The organism is Rhodobacter sp. NTK016B (genome assembly GCF_017303295.1).
Classification (GTDB): domain Bacteria; phylum Pseudomonadota; class Alphaproteobacteria; order Rhodobacterales; family Rhodobacteraceae; genus Pararhodobacter.
Window position 1 is genome coordinate 66,452 of the sequence record NZ_JAFKOK010000010.1, and the last position, 15,919, is coordinate 82,370.

Genomic DNA, 15,919 nt, shown 5'->3' on the forward strand with positions numbered 1-15,919 from the left:
CACGGCCGCGCCTTGCTGTCGCGCAGCAGGCGAATGCCGCGCCGCAGGATCGCCCGGACGCAGATGCGGATGACGATAGGAGTGAACCAATGCGGCTTACGATTCTTGACGCGAAATCAACGCCATAAAATGACTGACATTCTTCGCTTAGCGAAGGTCAGGCATTTTCTCCCCGCCATCCTCGTCCGAGATCGTCAGTTGCGCTGCAGCGAGCCGCGCAACCGGCACCCGGAAGGGCGAACACGAGACGTAGTCGAATCCCGCCTCGCGGCAGAAGGCTATCGATTCGGGGCTGCCGCCATGCTCGCCGCAGATCGACAATGTCAGACCTTTGCGCGTCGAGCGCCCGCGCTCGGCGGCGATCAGCAAGAGCTCGCCCACCCCATCGGTATCGAGCACGTGGAACGGGTCTTCGGGGAAGACACCCGCCTGCACGTAGTAGGACATGAACCGCCCCGCATCGTCACGCGACAGGCCATAGGTCATCTGCGTCAGGTCGTTGGTGCCGAAAGACATGAAATCCGCGTGCTGGGCGATCTCGGCGGCGCGCAGCGCGGCACGCGGGGTTTCGACCATCACGCCCAGCCGGTACTCGAAGGGCTGGCCCTTCTCGACCCGGACGGCGGCGGCGACCGCGTCGATGCGGGCCTTGACCAGCTCGACCTCGCGCATGGCGCTGACCAGCGGGATCATGATCTCGGGCACGACCTTCGCCCCGCGCCGCGCGGTTTCGATCGTCGCCTCGAAAATCGCGCGCGCCTGCATCTCGTAGATCTCGGGCACCGTCACGCCCAGCCGCACACCGCGCAGGCCCAGCATCGGGTTGAACTCGGCCAGATCCTCGGCCCGGCGCGTGACCTCGCTCAGCGGGCGATCCAACGCGTCGGCCAGCTGTTTTAGCCCTTCGCGCGTATGCGGCAGGAATTCGTGCAGCGGCGGATCGAAAAGCCGGATACAGACCGGCAGCCCGTGCATGATCGAGAACAGCTCGATGAAATCCGAACGCTGCATCGGCAAGAGCCGGCTCAGCGCTTCGGCCCGATCCTGCGAACTGTCCGCGAAGATCATTTCGCGCATGACGGTCAGGCGGTCGTCTTCGAAGAACATATGCTCGGTGCGGCACAGGCCGATACCCTTGGCCTTGAAGTCACGCGCGATCCGGGCATCGGCGGGCGTGTCGGCATTCGCCCGCACATCGATGTCGCGCAGCGCGTCGGCCCATTCCAGCAGCGTGTTGAACCATTGGTCCGTCGCCGGTTCGAGGAAATTCGCCTCGCCCAGCAGCACCTCGCCCACCGTGCCGTCGATGGTGATCAGGTCGCCTTCGTCCAGCACCGCGCGCCCGGTATGCAATTGCCGCGCCTTCTGGTCGATCCTGAGCCCGGTCGCACCGACGATACAGGGCACGCCAAGGCCGCGCCCTATCACCGCCGCGTGGCTGGTCATGCCGCCGCGCTCGGTCAGGACGCCCGCTGCAGCATGCATGCCGCGAATATCCTCGGGCGAGGTTTCGCGCCGGACAAGAATGCACTTCTCGCCGCGCGAGGCGCTTGCCTGCGCCGCAGTCGAGGTAAAGACCAGCCGCCCCGTCGCCGCCCCCGGGCTGGCCGCGATACCGCGTGCCACGACAGAGCGCGGACCACGCGGATCGACCTGCCGGTGCAACAGTTCGGACAGCGCGCGGGGCGAGACCCGCATCAGCGCTTCCTTGCGCGAAATGATGCCGTCCTCGGCCAGCGACACTGCCACCCGCACCGCCGCGCGGCTGGCGCGCTGGACCTTGAGCGCGTCCAGAACGGTGAGGTGTTCGTTAACCACGGTGAACTCGATCTGCATCTCTTCGCGAAGCTTCTCGCGGCAGATACCGCCGTGGCGCACCAGCTCGGCAAACGCCTTGGGGTGACGTTCTTCCAGCGAGGGGCCGCGCGGATCGCGCGTCAGGTACATGGCCTGCGGGTTGTTCGAGATCGCATCCCCGTCCTGCCCGCGTTCGGCATAGCGCCCGGTGATCTGCGGCACGCCCGTCACCGGGTCGATGAACTGGATGACCCCCGCGCCGCTTTCCGGCGCGCCAAAGCCCCCCGCCATCGCCTGCACGATCAGCCCCAGCCCGGCATCGCCCGGCGCGCCCTTGGCCTGCCGCAACAGCCGCGCCGAGGTCCCCTCCCACGCGCGCGCCATCGAGCGCAGCACCTCGGCCAGTTGTTTGCCGGGGTCTTGGGGAAACGGCTCTTCCATTTCCTTCTCATACTCGTAAAGCGCGGCCTGCAGCGCGGGCAGGCAGGGTTCGCTCACCGGGAACATGTCGGGGTCGAGCCGCGCGACATGCTGGGCATAGCTCTGCACGAAAGCCAGATAGAGCGCGGTCGCCACATCCTCGCCATGGCTTTCCGAAATGCGTGCGTGCAGCTCGTCATTCATGCCGATATTCAGGATCGCCCCCGGCCCGCCCCAATCGGGGTTTTCCGCCGATGGACGCACCGACAGCAGCTGACCGGGTTCGAAGCGCGCGACCAGACCGCCCAGATCGGGCACCTGACCGGCGGCAATGGCGCGTACGGCATTGAACGACAGTGCGATGGTGCGCGGCACCGGCAAGTCCAGCCGGACCAGCCTTTGCAGGCACTTGGCCCGCCAGCCATGGCTGCGCAGCGCGATCGGCGCCGAGCCGGTAATCTCGGAGTAATCGAGCAGGTTGAGATATCTTGTGGCCATGGCGCGATCTCCGTTGCGCGGCGCAGGATAGGCTTAATCGCCAACCGTGCAAGCGCAGAAATCCCGCAGATGCTGCCGCGACGGAACGGCACCGCGGCCGCAGGGCCGGTGCGACCGGCGGGTTCTCGCCTGCCCTGTGCGGGGAGCCGCCACCGGGGAGAAATCTTTCGGAACCTCGCGGCGGTCTTCGGGTTTTCCAGCCATACCGGCGGCACAGCGCCGCCACGGAAATGGAGATACGACCATGATGACCAAGACCCTGACGCTCGCGACTGTTTCGGCCCTTGCCCTTGCTTCGTCCGCGACCATCGCCAGCGCGGTCACGGCGACCGCCGCCACCGACCTGAGCCTGCGTTCGGGCCCCGGCGGGCAGTACCAGATCGACGGCCTGATCCAGACCGGGGAAGACGTCGAGGTTGCCGGTTGCAACGCCGAGCAAAGCTGGTGCCAGGTGACATCGTCGTCGGGTGAAGGCTGGGCCTATGCGCCGTACCTGACCTTCGATCAATCGGGCGAGATGAAGCCGCTGTCGGAAGTCTCGGCGCAGCAGATCACCATCATCGAAGACAACAGTCAAGATGAAGCGACCGCTCTGGGTGCCGGCATGGGCGCCCTCGCCGGTGCACTGATCGCCGGTCCGGTCGGCGCCGTCGCCGGGTCGATGATGACCGGCATCGCCGCGCATAACTCGGTGAGCGACGAAACCACCGTCTACATTCAGGAAAACCCGGTCGAGCCGATCTATCTGACGGGTGAGCCGGTGGTCGGCGCCGCCGTTCCGGGCGAAGTGACGCTTTATGACGTCCCCGAGGATGACGAGATCGCGTATCTCAACGTGAACGGCAACGACGTCGTCGTCGAGCGCGAGAGCCGCCGCATCGTCTACGTGGTTCGTTAAGCTTTCCACCCCTTCCCGGCAGCGGGGGTTACCCGCTGCCATCAGGGCGCAACCCATTCAATCTTGGGTTGCGCCTTTTCTTTTGCCAATATCTCATTCAACTATCTGTATTTGTTTTTAAAAAATAGGCAGAACGAAAAAGAAATCTGACTCTCTTCGGAACCGATCTCACGCCCGTACGTTGTATTACCAGAGACGCAAACGCGCGTCACAACGACTGGAGAGAAGACATGAAACCGAACAAGATTCTGCCGTTCGCCCTGATCCTCGGCATGACCGCCGGCTCGACTGCCGTTTACGCGCAGACCATGGACGCCACGACCGATCCGATGACCTCTGCCGACGCGAATGCCAACGCTGAACTGTGCGAAGGCGAAAACTGCGCCACGATGGATCAGTCGGCCGATGCGACCACCGACGCGATGACCGACGACCATTCGGACATGGCCACCAGCGCCGATGCAGACGCGACGATGGGCACCACCATGGGTGAGGCCGAAGACGACGCGGTTGCCGCCGACGAGCCGCTGCTGCCGATGGGCGACTCGGAAACCGAGATGGTCACCGACAGCGACATGGCTGTCGAGAACGGTAATTCGATCGTCGACATCGCGACCCTTACCAGCAGCGAAGAGCTGGTCGGTACGCGTGCCTATGACACCAACGACGAATGGGTCGGCGAAATCAGCGCCGTGATCCCGGCCGACGCCGAAGGTGGCGAAGAGCGCTTCGTGATCGACGTGGGTGGCTTCCTGGGCATTGGCGAAAAGCCGGTGGCTCTGGGTTCGGAATCGCTGCAGGTGTCGGTTGACGCCGATGGTGACATCGACCACGTGATCGTCGACCATTCGATGGAAGAACTGGAAGCGATGCCCGAAGTCGAAATGTAAATCGACCATGGTATTCTGGAACGCGGGGCTTCGGCCCCGCGTTTCGCGTACCGATTCGCGTCGACCATGACGCGCCGAATTCAGGGGCTATCCGCCCATTAGAATCCCGGTCGTCCTGCATGTCGAAGCGCTGCCCCGGCAAGCCATCCATGCAGGAGAGCCCATGACCCAATTCATCCGCCAACGCTGGCCCGAGACGCTTTTGGCCACCCTTGCCGGCCTTGCCGCGCTGAAATACGCCGAGGCGGTGATGGCGCCGCTTATCCTTGCCTTTGTCATCGCGCTGGTTCTCACCCCGATCCAGAACCGTCTGCTTCGGATCGGCGTGCCCGTGGCGCTTGCCAGTACCATCACCCTTATGGCGACCATGCTGACCCTTGTGGGCATCGCGCTGCTGCTGCGTCCCTGGGTGAACGAGGTGATCATCTCGTGGCCCGGCGTGGTTACCGAATTGCGCTCGGCCGCGCTGGATCTGCGCTACAAGCTCAGCGGCGTGTTCGACATGCAGCGTGAGGTGATGGAGGCAATTACCCCCGCAGGCTCGGGCGCTGCGGGAGGCGGAGGCGAAGGCAATGGCGATTCCCTGCCCACCCTTGCCGATGCGGCCTGGCTTGCACCGCAGCTGGGCGCGCAGTTCCTGATCTTCCTCGGCGGGCTGTTCTTTTTCCTCTACGGCAAGGAACGCGCCTATGACTGGGCCAAGTTCATCGGCTTCCGCCCCTCGACCTTCCGTCTGGCCGAGGAACGCGTCGCCAGCTATTTCGCCATCGTCTCGGTCATCAATGCGGGCCTCGGCATTGCCGTGGGGCTTGCGCTGACCGCCTATGGCCTGCCCGGCGCGCCGGTCTGGGGGCTTGTCGCGGCCTTGGCGAATTTCGTCATCTATCTGGGCCCGGCGGTGACGGCGGCGATGCTGCTGCTTGCGGGGACGGTGGCCTTCGACGGGCTGGCCGTGGTTGGCGTGCCGATCATCTACTTGTCGATCAACCTGATGGAAGCGCAATTCGTCACGCCGATGCTGATCGGTCAGCGGATGCGGCTTGACCCGCTCTTGGTCTTCCTGTCGCTGACCGTCTGGCTGTGGCTCTGGGGGCCGATCGGCGGCATCGTGGCGATCCCGCTGGTGCTGTGGTTCCAGTCACTGTGGAAAGACAGCTCGATCTACAAGCAGGGGCAGGAGCTGATCCTGTCCGATACCACGCGGGACGAGTGACCCGCGTTCCGCCTGCTGTGCGACGTCACGCGATGTCGAGACCGTAGAGCGCCGAATACGGTGTCGACAAAGCGGGGTCGAGGGCAAAGCCCGCCTTTTCCAGCACGCGAGCCGAGGCGGGATTGTCCCGATCCACACCGCCGACCAGCCGGACCGGTCCCGCGTTGCGCAGCGACGCGACCAACCCCGTCAGAACCTCCGACGCCGCGCCCTGCCCCCAGACGCGTTCGGCGAACAGATAGCCCACATGCAGGGCTGCTTCTGTGGGGTCGGGCGCAAGGATCACCAAGCCGATCAGCCGCCCGTCCTCCTTTGCAGTGATCGTCAGCACGTCGCTCTCGGCGTCCCGTGCGTCGATCCATTCCGAGGCCGCGCGCGCGCCCTGCCCCAGATGCAAGGCTCCGGGCAGATGCGCGGTGACGGCGGGCGTCAGGATCTCGTGCAGCGCGTGCTCAATGAACTGGCGCGTGTCGGCGTCCCGCAAGAGCGGGCCCCAGGGCTGAACAAGAAAGCGATCTGTCGAGAATGCGGTGAACGGCATGGCGCCCCGATACGATGACAAGCGGCGCCCAGCCTAGCACAGCCTGTGGGCCGGCGGAGCAGCTTTCACCGCTTCCCGCCCCAACGAGGCTCAGTCCTCGTCTTCGTCGAGCTCCGGCACGTTGTGATCGGCCGGGTCCGGATCGAAGACCGACCCTTCGAAGACCAGCCTGAAGTCGTAATATTCCTCGGTGATATCCGTGGTCACGACGCCGCCCACCTGCGTGGCGAAGCCCGCGATCAACGAGCGCCCCAGCCCCGAGCCGACCACCGTTTCATGCGGCACGAAGGGCGTGCCGCATGTATTGACCACGCGCAGCGTCGCCTCGGTCTCGGTCGTGGCTTCCAGCGAGATCCGCAAGAACGCCTCGCCATTCTCAAGCCGCCCCATATATTTCAGTGCGTTCGTGACCGCCTCGGTCGCCATCAGCAATAATGGCACCGCCTGATCGGGATACAGAAGGATCGGCGCGTAATCCTGCTCGATGGTGACCGTGCGCTCATCGGTGACGCCTGCGGCGATGGTGGAATTGACCACCGTGGTCAACAGATCATCCGCGCGCACTTGCCCGCTCGACGGTTCGGAATACAGCGCCCGATGCACGGCGGCGATGGACATCACCCGCATCTGCACTTCCTTGAGCGACCGCCGCGCCTCGGGCGAGGTCGCCCGGCGGATCTTGAGGTTCACGATCGACGCGATGAGCTGCAGGTTGTTCTTGACTCGGTGATGCACCTCTTTGAGCAGCACGCTCTTTTCATGCACCATATTCTCAAGCTCGGCCTCGTCGCGCACCAGATGGTTGGCAAGATCGCTCCAGGTCTCGTCGATCTCGACCAGTTCCTGCGGCAAGGTCGTCCGGCTGGTCGACAGCGGCAGGATGCGCCGCGAGCGCGAGAATTCGCCCAGATTGTCCTTGAGCTTGCGGATATAGCGGATCACCAGCGCGTTGACGGCGCCAAAGGCCACGATCAGCCCGGTGAGCAGCATCAGCACCGGGAACAGCACGGGCGACAGCCGCATCCAGCCTAGCGTTTCGCGCGGCCAGCTTCCCAGCGCGTGCACGACGCCCGGAATGATCGGCACCACCGCGAAGATCCGCTGCTCGCCATTCGCCGACATGCCGGTGAAGGCAAATTGCCGGTTGGTGACCAACGACGAGAGCGGTCGTCCGACCGGAAGCGTGGTCTCGGCATCGCCGAGGTCACGGTCCGAAGACAGCAGATCGCCATTGGCGTTGAAGGTGATGATATTGGTGGTCTGGTTCAGCCCGGCGCTGCCGGGAATCCCGAAGATGCGCGAATGCGGAACCGACACGGCGACGAAGCCGATATATTCGCGATCGTCGAAGACCGGCGCGGCGGAAACGATGACCGACGTGCCGCTGATCGTGCCGAAGCCGCTGGCGATCACCATCGGCTCGCGCGCGGCATCCATCCGGGGGAACATCACGCCGTCGGACATATCGCGCCCGACATCGGCCGAGCCGCATTCCAGCGTGCCGTCGGCGGCGATGTAGCCGGCAAACGAGAATTGCGGCGTGTCGCGGACAACGTTGCGGAACATGGTCGAGCAGCCATCGCTCGCCCCCGCATTGGCCGCCACCATGGCCGCCAATGTTGCAACCGCCCCCGTCGCCGAAGAAATCGCAAGAGCTTCGCCCGCTGCGGCCTCGGCCGTCGCGGTCAGCAGCGCCACTTCCATGCGGCTCTGCTCTTCGGCCGCAATCTGCACGGCCTGATAGACGGCAATCGCGCCGATGGGCATCAGCGCGATTGCAAGCGTTCCTGCGATTCTCGTGGCCAACCCCCGGAATGGCCACGTCATTCTGGTGCTCACGCGGTCAGTCGTCCTTGGGCGCCGGCATTCACGATGGCCGAGGTGACGCGATCCGTCATGTCCCCGTATCCGTCTTCACCGGCGTGCAGCATTTCAACCAAGCGCGCACGGCCCCGATTGGCGCGGCTCTTGATCGTACCCACGGCGACACCGCACATGGATGCCGCTTCCTCGTAGGAGAACCCCGAGGCCCCCACCAGCGCCAGCGCCTCGCGCTGTTCGACCGGCAGCTGGGCGAACACTTCGAGAAACTCCGACAATTGCAGCCGACCGTCATGGGCCGGCTTGACCGACAATTGCCCGGCGGCGATGCCATCGGGATCGGCCACTTCGCGCGAGCGCTTGCGCCTGAGCGAGTAGAAGGTGTTGCGCAGGATGGTAAACAGCCATGCCTGCATGTTGGTGCCGACCTGGAAACTTTCGATATTCTTCCACGCCTTCACCAGCGATTCCTGCACCAGATCGTCGGCTTCGGCACCGTTGCGCGTCAGGGACAGCGCAAAGGCCCGCATCGGCCCCAGATGGGTGACAATTTCGTCGCGCGGGTCCACGACCGGTTTCTCAGCTGTCATGAGAAGGCCGGTCATTCAGGGGTGAATCCTGCTCGCGGAGTTGCTGAAGCAGATCCAGAAAACGATCGGGAACCTTTTCTTCCGCGCGTTCGCTGAACGCACGACGAAGGTTCTCTGCTATCTGGTCTTCCAGCGCATTATTGTGGTTCTCGTTCTGCATGGCGTCCTTCGGCAAGCTGCCTTCCACCTGACAAAATTCTTACTATTTCTGGAACCAAACACACACCGACGCGTTTGGTTCCAAGAATTTCGCGAAAAGGACAGAAAAAAGATGCCGATCGCTCAGAAGGAACAGTTCCTGTCAACCATCGTTGCCGACCTTCTGCCCTATCTGCGCCGGTACGCTCGCGCCCTCAGTGGCAGCCAGGTAACCGGCGACAAATACGCGGCCCTGACGCTCGAGGCCCTGCTCACGGACCGTTCGGTCTTTGACGGCGACTATTCGCACAAGGTGGCGCTGTTCAAAGCGTTCCACGCGATCTGGTCGTCCTCGGGTGCGTTGACGGAAGACACCGAAGCCGGAATCTCGGCGCGCGCGCAGGCTCACCTGGCCAAACTGGCGCCCAATACCCGCGAAGTCCTCTTGCTCAAGACCATCGAGGAGTTTTCGGAAGACGAGGTCGCCACCATCATGGACATGGATGTGTCCGAGGTCCGCGAACTCTACACCCTCGCACTGCGTGACATGGAAGATAGCGTCTCGGGCCGCGTGCTTGTGATCGAAGACGAAGCGATCATCGCGCTCGACCTGCAATCCATCGTCGCCGATATGGGCCACCGGATCACCGGCGTGGCCCCCACGCACAAGGCGGCGGTCGAGCTGTTCGGCCGCGAAAAGCCCGACCTGATCCTGTCGGACATCCAGCTTGCCGATGGCTCGTCGGGGATCGAGGCCGTGAACGAGATCCTCAAGACCGCCAAGGATACGCCGGTGATCTTCATCACCGCCTTCCCCGAACGTCTGCTGACCGGCGAACGCCCCGAACCGGCTTTCGTCATCACCAAACCCTATACCGAGGAACAAGTCCGCTCGGCTGTCAGCCAAGCGATGTTCTTCTCGTCGACGGAAACCCTTCGCGCCTGATTTCCCTTTTTCCGGCACGATACGACCTTCGTTGCGACTGGGCGCCTTTCGGGGCGCCCTTTTTCATGCGCTGCCCTGCCGCAGGGACAAGAAAAACCCCGCGCCGCCGGGCTTCGGGCAAGGCGCGAGGCTCTTGGACTGCTCTGGGTCCGATGCGGGCGCAAAGCGCCCGGCACCGTTTGGCTTTCGGATCAGTCAGCCGCCATCGAGCGCAGCATCCAAGCGGCCTTTTCGTGCACGGCCGAGCGACCGTTGCACAGATCGGCGGTGACGGGGTCATTCACGTCTTCGCCTTCGCAAAGATCGGTCGTCTCGTGGCACAGACGCGCCAGCGCTTCGTGACGATCCTTGAGCATGGTGATCATCTTGACGGCCGAGGTCTTTTCGTCGGCGACGGTTTCACCGCTGGTATCGACCAGCGCCTTGGGCGTCGCGGGCGCCAGATGACCCAGCGCGCGGATGCGCTCGGCCAGAACGTCGGTCGCTGCGAACAGCTCGCCATATTGCTCTTCGGTCAGCATATGGACGCCGTAGAACATCGGACCTTCGACGTTCCAGTGCACCTCGTGCGTGCGGATCAGCAGCTCGTACGTGCCGGTCAGGATCTCGGCCAGCTTCTCGGAAACCTCGGCGGGTTTCTTCACGCCGGTGTTCACTTTGACGGCTTCGGGGGAAACGTTGCGGATATCTTTCATAATCACACCTGTGGAATTCTAAGATCGCATATCGAGAGGCGAAAGCGCCGGGCGGCTGCGGTCAGTGACCGCCCGGCGACTGCTTACCCTCAGACCCTGGAGGAACCGCGTACGGCGCGGGCCACCAGAGCGATCACGAACAGGGCAAGGAACACGACGAACAGGATCTGAGCGATACCCGCCGACGCGCTGGCGATGCCACCAAAGCCGAACACAGCGGCAATGAGGGCGATAACAAAGAATGTGAGGGCCCAACCAAGCATGGAAGGTCTCCTTTCTTTCTGTTGAACGAGGCCGGCATCTTGCGCGGCCTTTTGATGACCTAACGGCCATGCCCGGCACTTGGTTCCGACTCTTTCTGACTCTCGTTCGGTCTCGTGATCGCGCTGATGATCGCGCTTGGGGTTCCGAAACCGCGCCTTGCACGGTGAGCGCCGCACAAAACCCTGACGAGAACGCGACGATGCCGTCACGCGCGACAAACGCCTCGGGAACCAATGCGCCGCTCGCGCGTTGTTGTGCCTGAAACACTCATTCATCACGGAGGCTTATCATGGCCCGAGCCAGCCAACCCAGCACGGCGCAGCTGAAGCGTGAATTCGATTCCCTCAAGGCCGATCTCGGCGCCCTTGCGCATGAGATGCGCGCCTTCGCCCAAGCGCAGGAAAGCAGCCTCAGCTCGCGGGCTCAGGCAAAGGCGAACAATGCCGCCGAGGCAGCGCGCGGTGCGGCGGATTCGCTGTTCACCGGCGCTGACCAGCAATTCCAGCATATCCGCCAATTCGCCGAAACCGCCGCCGGCGGGGCCGAAGATATGGTGCGCGAGCGTCCGGCTGCCATCGTTGCCGGGGCTGCCGCGATCGGCTTTCTCGTCGGGGCCCTTGCCGCGCGCAAGGCATAAGCGCCATGCTTGCGCTGGTCGCCAGACAAGTCGCGATCCGGGCAGCGGTAGCGCTGTTCGGGCTCGCCTTCATCGGCGCGGGGCTGGTCTTTGCCCTCCGCGCCCTTTGGCTGTCGCTGGTCATAACCTATGGACCGATGGCCACCGCGCTGATCATGGGCGGCGGAATGCTGGCCGTGGGGATGCTGGTGCTGTGGCTGGCCCTGCGTCGCCCGCGCGTGCCGGTGCCGCCCCCGGCCCCGGTTGCCGCCAATCCGCTGAATTCGGTCATTTCCGCCTTCGCGCAGGGTTATGGCGTCGCACAGGCGATGAAAACCAAGAACACGCCCTGACGGTCCGATCCTGACGGCCATTTCGAACGGGTGCGCCCGGCCTTCGCAGGCCGGCGCACCCTTGTCGTTCAGGGCCGGATCATCACCTTGCCCGCGCCGCTGGCATAGGCGGGCAGGATCCGGTCAAGCGCCTGATCGAGCGGGATCTCCTCGGCGACGCGGGTGCTCCATGCTCCGCTCGCGAAGCGCTTTTGCACCTGCGCGATGACCTTGGCCGAGCGTTCGGGCGGCGCCGAGAGCAATTCGCGGCTTAGCCAGAATCCCTCGATCGTTTTGCCCATGAAGATGAACTGCCCCATCTGCGTCAGGCTCGGCGCTTCCTCCGACATCTTGCCATAGCTGACCCAAGCCGCGCCCGAGGGCATGGTGAAGAACAGATCCGCCGTCGCCTGATCGCCCACCGCATCGAGCAGGACGCGCGGCTTCAGCGCCTTGATCGCGGCCTGCGCCTTGGCCATGAAATCGGGCTCGGAACTGACCAGAACCTCGGTCGCCCCGGCCTCGCGCAGGGCGTCTTCTTCGCCCGGACGCCGGATCACCGCAATGGGTTTGAGCCCCTCGTCACGCGCCAGCCCCAGCATCAACCGCCCCAGTTGCGATGCGGCGGCGTTCAGGATGAAGGCCTCGCCCCCTGCACGCCCGCGCTCGACCAGTGCGACGGCGGTCAGCGGATTGACGACCAGCGCCGCGCCATCGACGTCGCGCACAGCATCGCTCAGCGGAATGCAAAGCGCGGCTTCGGCCACCGCGTGCGTCGCCCACGACCCCGAACCGCTGCCCAGAAACGCGACCCGCTTGCCCACCAGCTTTTCACCCGCCGCGCCGCCCGCCGCGATCACGCGACCGCAGCCTTCGAACCCCGCCGCGTGGCCCTGTTGACGGGGCTGTCCGTAAGCGCCCTGCAGATAGAAGAAATCCGACGGGTTGACCGGGCTCAGGATCACCTCGACCAGCACCTGCCCTTCGCCCGGTTCGGGCAGCTCGATCTCGCGCAGTTCCAGATGCGCGTGCAGATCCCCGGGCACCTGCGGACGCGGCCCCTTGGCGAAGCCCCCCTCGCGCAATGCCAGCGCCTGTGTCACCTGACCCATGGTCTCTCCTCCCGTTTTGGCGCCATGCTAACGCAGGCGGTCAGACAGGCACAGCCCCCGCCAAGGCGCCCTCCGCCACGTCATGCCCATGCACGATTCGTCCAAGTTTCGGCACGACCCGTCCCTGTGAAAGATGCACGCAACATCTATGATTTGCGCCCAGAGAAACGGGAGAACATCATGCGCACTCAGGTTGCCATCATCGGCGGCGGTCCTTCGGGGCTGCTCTTGTCGCAACTTCTGATGAAAGCGGGCATTTCCACCGTCGTGCTGGAACGCAAGAGCCGCGACTATGTGCTCAGCCGCATCCGCGCGGGCGTGTTGGAACAGGGCATGGCCGATCTTCTGCGCAAGGCGGGCGTGGCCGAGCGGATGGAGCGCGAGGGCCATGTCCATGACGGCACCAACCTGTCGACCGCGCACGGCATGTTCCGCGTGAATTTCAAAGAGCGCGTGGGCAAATCGGTTATCGTCTACGGCCAGACCGAGGTGACGCAGGATCTGTACGAAGCGCAGGACGCGATCGGCGCCACCATCGTGCACGAGGTCGACCATGTCGCCCTGCATGACGTCACCACCGGCGCGCCCCATGTCACCTATGACAAAGACGGCCAGACGCATCGGCTGGATTGCGATTACATCGCCGGGTGCGACGGATTCCATGGGGTCAGCCGCCCGACCATCCCGGCCGACAAACGGCAGGAATTCGAGCGGGTCTATCCCTTCGGCTGGCTGGGCATCCTGTCTCACACCAAGCCTGCCGCCGAAGAGCTGATCTATGCCAACCACCCGCGCGGCTTCGCGCTGGCCTCAATGCGCTCGGACACGCTGTCGCGCTATTACGTGCAGGTTCCGCTGACCGACAAGGTCGAGCAATGGTCCGATCAGGCCTTCTGGGACGAGCTGCGCCGCCGCCTGCCCGACGAGGTTTCCGAAACCATGGAAACCGGCCCGTCGATCGAGAAATCCATCGCGCCGCTGCGCTCTTTCGTGAACGAGCCGATGCAATGGGGCCGGTTGTTCCTTGTCGGCGATGCCGCACATATCGTCCCGCCGACTGGCGCCAAGGGGCTGAACCTTGCCGCGTCGGACGTGCATTATCTGTTCGAAGCGCTGACGGCTGCGATCCTCGACAAGGATGCCGCCGCGCTGGACCAATACGGCCCGCGCGCGCTGACCCGGATCTGGGCGGCGATGCGGTTCAGCTGGTGGATGACGACGCTGATGCACCGTTTCCCCGACCAGACCGAGTTCGACCAGAAGATCCAGGAGGCCGAACTGCATCAGCTCGAATCCATGGAAAGCGCGCAGATCACCATGGCGCGCAATTATGTGGGTCTGCCTTACTGACCTTGCGGTGTCCCCTTGAGCGCGGCAGGATGCCGGGCAAACGGGGGACATCATGGCACGCATCGTTCTGGTTCACGGCGCTTGGGGCAATGCCCTGAGCTGGGCTGCCGTCGCGCCGCTGCTGCAAGCGGCGGGCCACGATGTCGAGGCGCTTGACCTGCCCGGCCATGGCCGCAACGCGCCCTCGGGCGAGATCGGGCAGCAGGATTACGTCGATTACCTCTGCACCCGGCTGGCCGATGGGCCGCCCGCGCTGCTGGTCGGGCATTCGCTGGGCGGGATCGTGATCGCACAGGCCGCCGCGCGCCTGCCCGCTCAGGTCACCGCCTGCGTCTTCGTCGCGGCCCTGCTGCCGCGCGACGGGGAAAGCCTGCTCGACCTCATCCGCCATCAGGACGCGCCGGGCGTTCAGGCCTATGTGCGACCCGGCCCGGTGCCCGGCACAACAACGCTGTCCGATCAGGCCCCCGCCGCCCTGTTCCCCGATGCCTCGCCCCGCGCGGCAGCGGCGGCGATGTCGGCGCTCAGCCCGCAGCCCAACAAGGCCCAGACCGACAAGGCGCAGATCGGGCCGGGGCTGGCGGGCGTGCCCAAGGCCTATGTGCATTGCACCGAAGATCGGGTCGTGACCTATGCGCTGCAAAAGCAGATGGTTGCGGCCACGCCCTGCGAGGCGATCTTTACCATGGATTGCGGCCACGTGCCCCTGCTGACGCAACCCAAGGCGCTGGCCGAAATCCTGCTGGGGCTCGCGGGTTAAACCTCGGGCGTGCTGCCGGTCAGCACCCGTGCGTACCAGTCGCGGTCGATATTCCCGCCCGACAGGACCAGCCCGACCTTGCGCCCGGCCAGATCGTCGCGTTCGGCCATGGCGAGCGCCAGCGCTGCCGCGCCAGCGCCTTCGGCGAGATTGTGGGTGGCGGTGAAGTATAGCCGCATCGCCTCGGCCACCTGAGCATCGCTCACAGCGCCCAGATGATGCGCGCCGGGTCCGTAGATCGCCAGTGCTTCGGGCACCGGCACGCGCACCGCCATACCGTCGGCAAAGGTGCGCGCGCTGTCGGTGGCGATGGGCCGTCCCTCGGCCACCGAGCGCAGCGCACCATCGGCGGCGGCGCTGACCACGCCGACCACCTCACACGACAGGCCCAGCGCATCGCGCGCCGCGATCACCCCGCAGATGCCCGAGCCGCAGCCGATCGGCACATAAACCCGGTCGAGATCGGGATGCGCGCGAAACAGCTCCAGACCATAGGTCGCGACGCCGCGCACCAGTTCGCGGTGAAAGGGCGGCACCGGGAACAGTGGCTGCGTTTCGGCCACGCGCATGGCTTCGTCCTTGGCCTCATCGAAATCCGCGCCATGCTCGACCAGATCGGCGCCGTAAGCGCGCATCGCGGCGTTCTTCTCGACCGAATTGCCATGCGGGACGAAGATCTTGGCCCTCAACCCCATCGCCGTCGCCGCCCGCGCCTGGCTCTGACCGTGATTGCCGCGCGTGGCGGTGATCACGCCCTCCATCCGCGGATGCGTGCGTTTTAGCCAGTCCATGAAGGTCACGCCGCCGCGCACCTTGAAGGCGCCGGTGGGGGCGTGGTTCTCGTGCTTGACGATCACCTGCCGCGCGCCCAGCGCCCCGGCCAGAAGCGGCCAGTCGAGCGCGGGCGTCGGCGGAACGTGGCGCGAAACCAACGCATGGGCGTCGTCCAACTCTCGGGTGGTGAACATCGGGGGCCTCCTGTCTCTGGGCGCAGGATGCCAAAACGTCCCGCAGCCGCAAGTCCATGCTTGGTTTTCG

The 15,919-nt window shown here is 64.8% G+C and carries 17 protein-coding genes; 8 read left to right on the plus strand and 9 right to left on the minus strand.

Features of this window, described 5'->3' with window-relative positions:
• Positions 1-147: 147 nt before the first annotated feature.
• Positions 148-2,715, minus strand: a complete 2,568-nt coding sequence (locus tag JI664_RS14075) for a putative PEP-binding protein (RefSeq protein WP_207014393.1) — start codon at positions 2,713-2,715, stop codon at positions 148-150.
• A gap of 244 nt (positions 2,716-2,959) precedes the next feature.
• Between JI664_RS14075 and JI664_RS14080 the strand changes: the two genes are divergently transcribed.
• The 3 genes from JI664_RS14080 to JI664_RS14090 all read left to right on the plus strand — a co-directional run bounded on the left by JI664_RS14080 (position 2,960) and on the right by JI664_RS14090 (position 5,716).
• Positions 2,960-3,613 (plus strand): DUF1236 domain-containing protein, encoded by a 654-nt coding sequence (locus JI664_RS14080; RefSeq protein ID WP_207014394.1) that lies wholly within the window; start codon positions 2,960-2,962, stop codon positions 3,611-3,613.
• Between the two features lie 230 nt (positions 3,614-3,843).
• Positions 3,844-4,503 (plus strand): PRC-barrel domain-containing protein, encoded by a 660-nt coding sequence (locus JI664_RS14085; RefSeq protein ID WP_207014395.1) that lies wholly within the window; start codon positions 3,844-3,846, stop codon positions 4,501-4,503.
• A gap of 163 nt (positions 4,504-4,666) precedes the next feature.
• Positions 4,667-5,716 carry an AI-2E family transporter gene (locus JI664_RS14090; RefSeq protein WP_207014396.1) on the plus strand — a complete coding sequence of 350 codons (1,050 nt, stop codon included), beginning with the start codon at positions 4,667-4,669 and terminating at the stop codon, positions 5,714-5,716.
• Positions 5,717-5,741: 25 nt separating this feature from the next.
• On the opposite strand, the gene JI664_RS14095 is transcribed toward JI664_RS14090, so the two are convergent.
• The 4 genes from JI664_RS14095 to JI664_RS14110 all read right to left on the minus strand — a co-directional run bounded on the left by JI664_RS14095 (position 5,742) and on the right by JI664_RS14110 (position 8,828).
• A complete protein-coding gene (locus tag JI664_RS14095) occupies positions 5,742-6,257 on the minus strand; it encodes a GNAT family N-acetyltransferase (protein WP_207014397.1) in 516 nt (171 codons plus the stop codon).
• Between the two features lie 90 nt (positions 6,258-6,347).
• Complete coding sequence (locus tag JI664_RS14100) at positions 6,348-8,084, minus strand: sensor histidine kinase (protein ID WP_207014398.1); 1,737 nt, start codon at positions 8,082-8,084, stop codon at positions 6,348-6,350.
• Positions 8,085-8,092: 8 nt separating this feature from the next.
• Entirely contained in the window at positions 8,093-8,683 is a 591-nt protein-coding gene (locus JI664_RS14105) for an RNA polymerase sigma factor (RefSeq protein ID WP_286174101.1), read from the minus strand.
• Entirely contained in the window at positions 8,658-8,828 is a 171-nt protein-coding gene (locus JI664_RS14110; protein ID WP_207014399.1) for a NepR family anti-sigma factor, read from the minus strand. The genes JI664_RS14105 and JI664_RS14110 overlap by 26 nt, the downstream gene beginning before the upstream one ends.
• A 111-nt stretch (positions 8,829-8,939) precedes the next feature.
• Between JI664_RS14110 and JI664_RS14115 the strand changes: the two genes are divergently transcribed.
• Positions 8,940-9,752, plus strand: coding sequence for a response regulator (locus JI664_RS14115; RefSeq protein WP_207014400.1), 813 nt, complete (start codon positions 8,940-8,942; stop codon positions 9,750-9,752).
• A gap of 191 nt (positions 9,753-9,943) precedes the next feature.
• Here the strand turns inward: JI664_RS14115 and JI664_RS14120 are convergent, their stop codons facing one another.
• On the minus strand, positions 9,944-10,447 hold the full coding sequence (locus JI664_RS14120) for a Dps family protein (RefSeq protein ID WP_211201706.1): 504 nt from the start codon (positions 10,445-10,447) through the stop codon (positions 9,944-9,946).
• An 89-nt stretch (positions 10,448-10,536) separates the two neighbouring features.
• Positions 10,537-10,710, minus strand: a complete 174-nt coding sequence (locus JI664_RS14125; RefSeq protein ID WP_109533998.1) for a DUF1328 domain-containing protein — start codon at positions 10,708-10,710, stop codon at positions 10,537-10,539.
• 290 nt (positions 10,711-11,000) lie between these two features.
• Between JI664_RS14125 and JI664_RS14130 the strand changes: the two genes are divergently transcribed.
• Positions 11,001-11,348 carry a hypothetical protein gene (locus tag JI664_RS14130; RefSeq protein WP_207014401.1) on the plus strand — a complete coding sequence of 116 codons (348 nt, stop codon included), beginning with the start codon at positions 11,001-11,003 and terminating at the stop codon, positions 11,346-11,348.
• A 5-nt stretch (positions 11,349-11,353) separates the two neighbouring features.
• Positions 11,354-11,680 (plus strand): hypothetical protein, encoded by a 327-nt coding sequence (locus JI664_RS14135; RefSeq protein WP_207014402.1) that lies wholly within the window; start codon positions 11,354-11,356, stop codon positions 11,678-11,680.
• 68 nt (positions 11,681-11,748) lie between these two features.
• On the opposite strand, the gene JI664_RS14140 is transcribed toward JI664_RS14135, so the two are convergent.
• Entirely contained in the window at positions 11,749-12,771 is a 1,023-nt protein-coding gene (locus tag JI664_RS14140; protein ID WP_207014403.1) for an alcohol dehydrogenase catalytic domain-containing protein, read from the minus strand.
• Between the two features lie 180 nt (positions 12,772-12,951).
• On the opposite strand from JI664_RS14140, the gene pobA reads away from it, so the two are divergent.
• Positions 12,952-14,121, plus strand: coding sequence for a 4-hydroxybenzoate 3-monooxygenase (gene pobA, locus JI664_RS14145; RefSeq protein ID WP_207014404.1), 1,170 nt, complete (start codon positions 12,952-12,954; stop codon positions 14,119-14,121).
• 52 nt (positions 14,122-14,173) lie between these two features.
• Positions 14,174-14,881 carry an alpha/beta fold hydrolase gene (locus JI664_RS14150; protein ID WP_207014405.1) on the plus strand — a complete coding sequence of 236 codons (708 nt, stop codon included), beginning with the start codon at positions 14,174-14,176 and terminating at the stop codon, positions 14,879-14,881.
• On the opposite strand, the gene JI664_RS14155 is transcribed toward JI664_RS14150, so the two are convergent.
• Entirely contained in the window at positions 14,878-15,849 is a 972-nt protein-coding gene (locus JI664_RS14155; protein ID WP_207014406.1) for a threonine dehydratase, read from the minus strand. The genes JI664_RS14150 and JI664_RS14155 overlap by 4 nt on opposite strands.
• Positions 15,850-15,919: the final 70 nt, after the last annotated feature.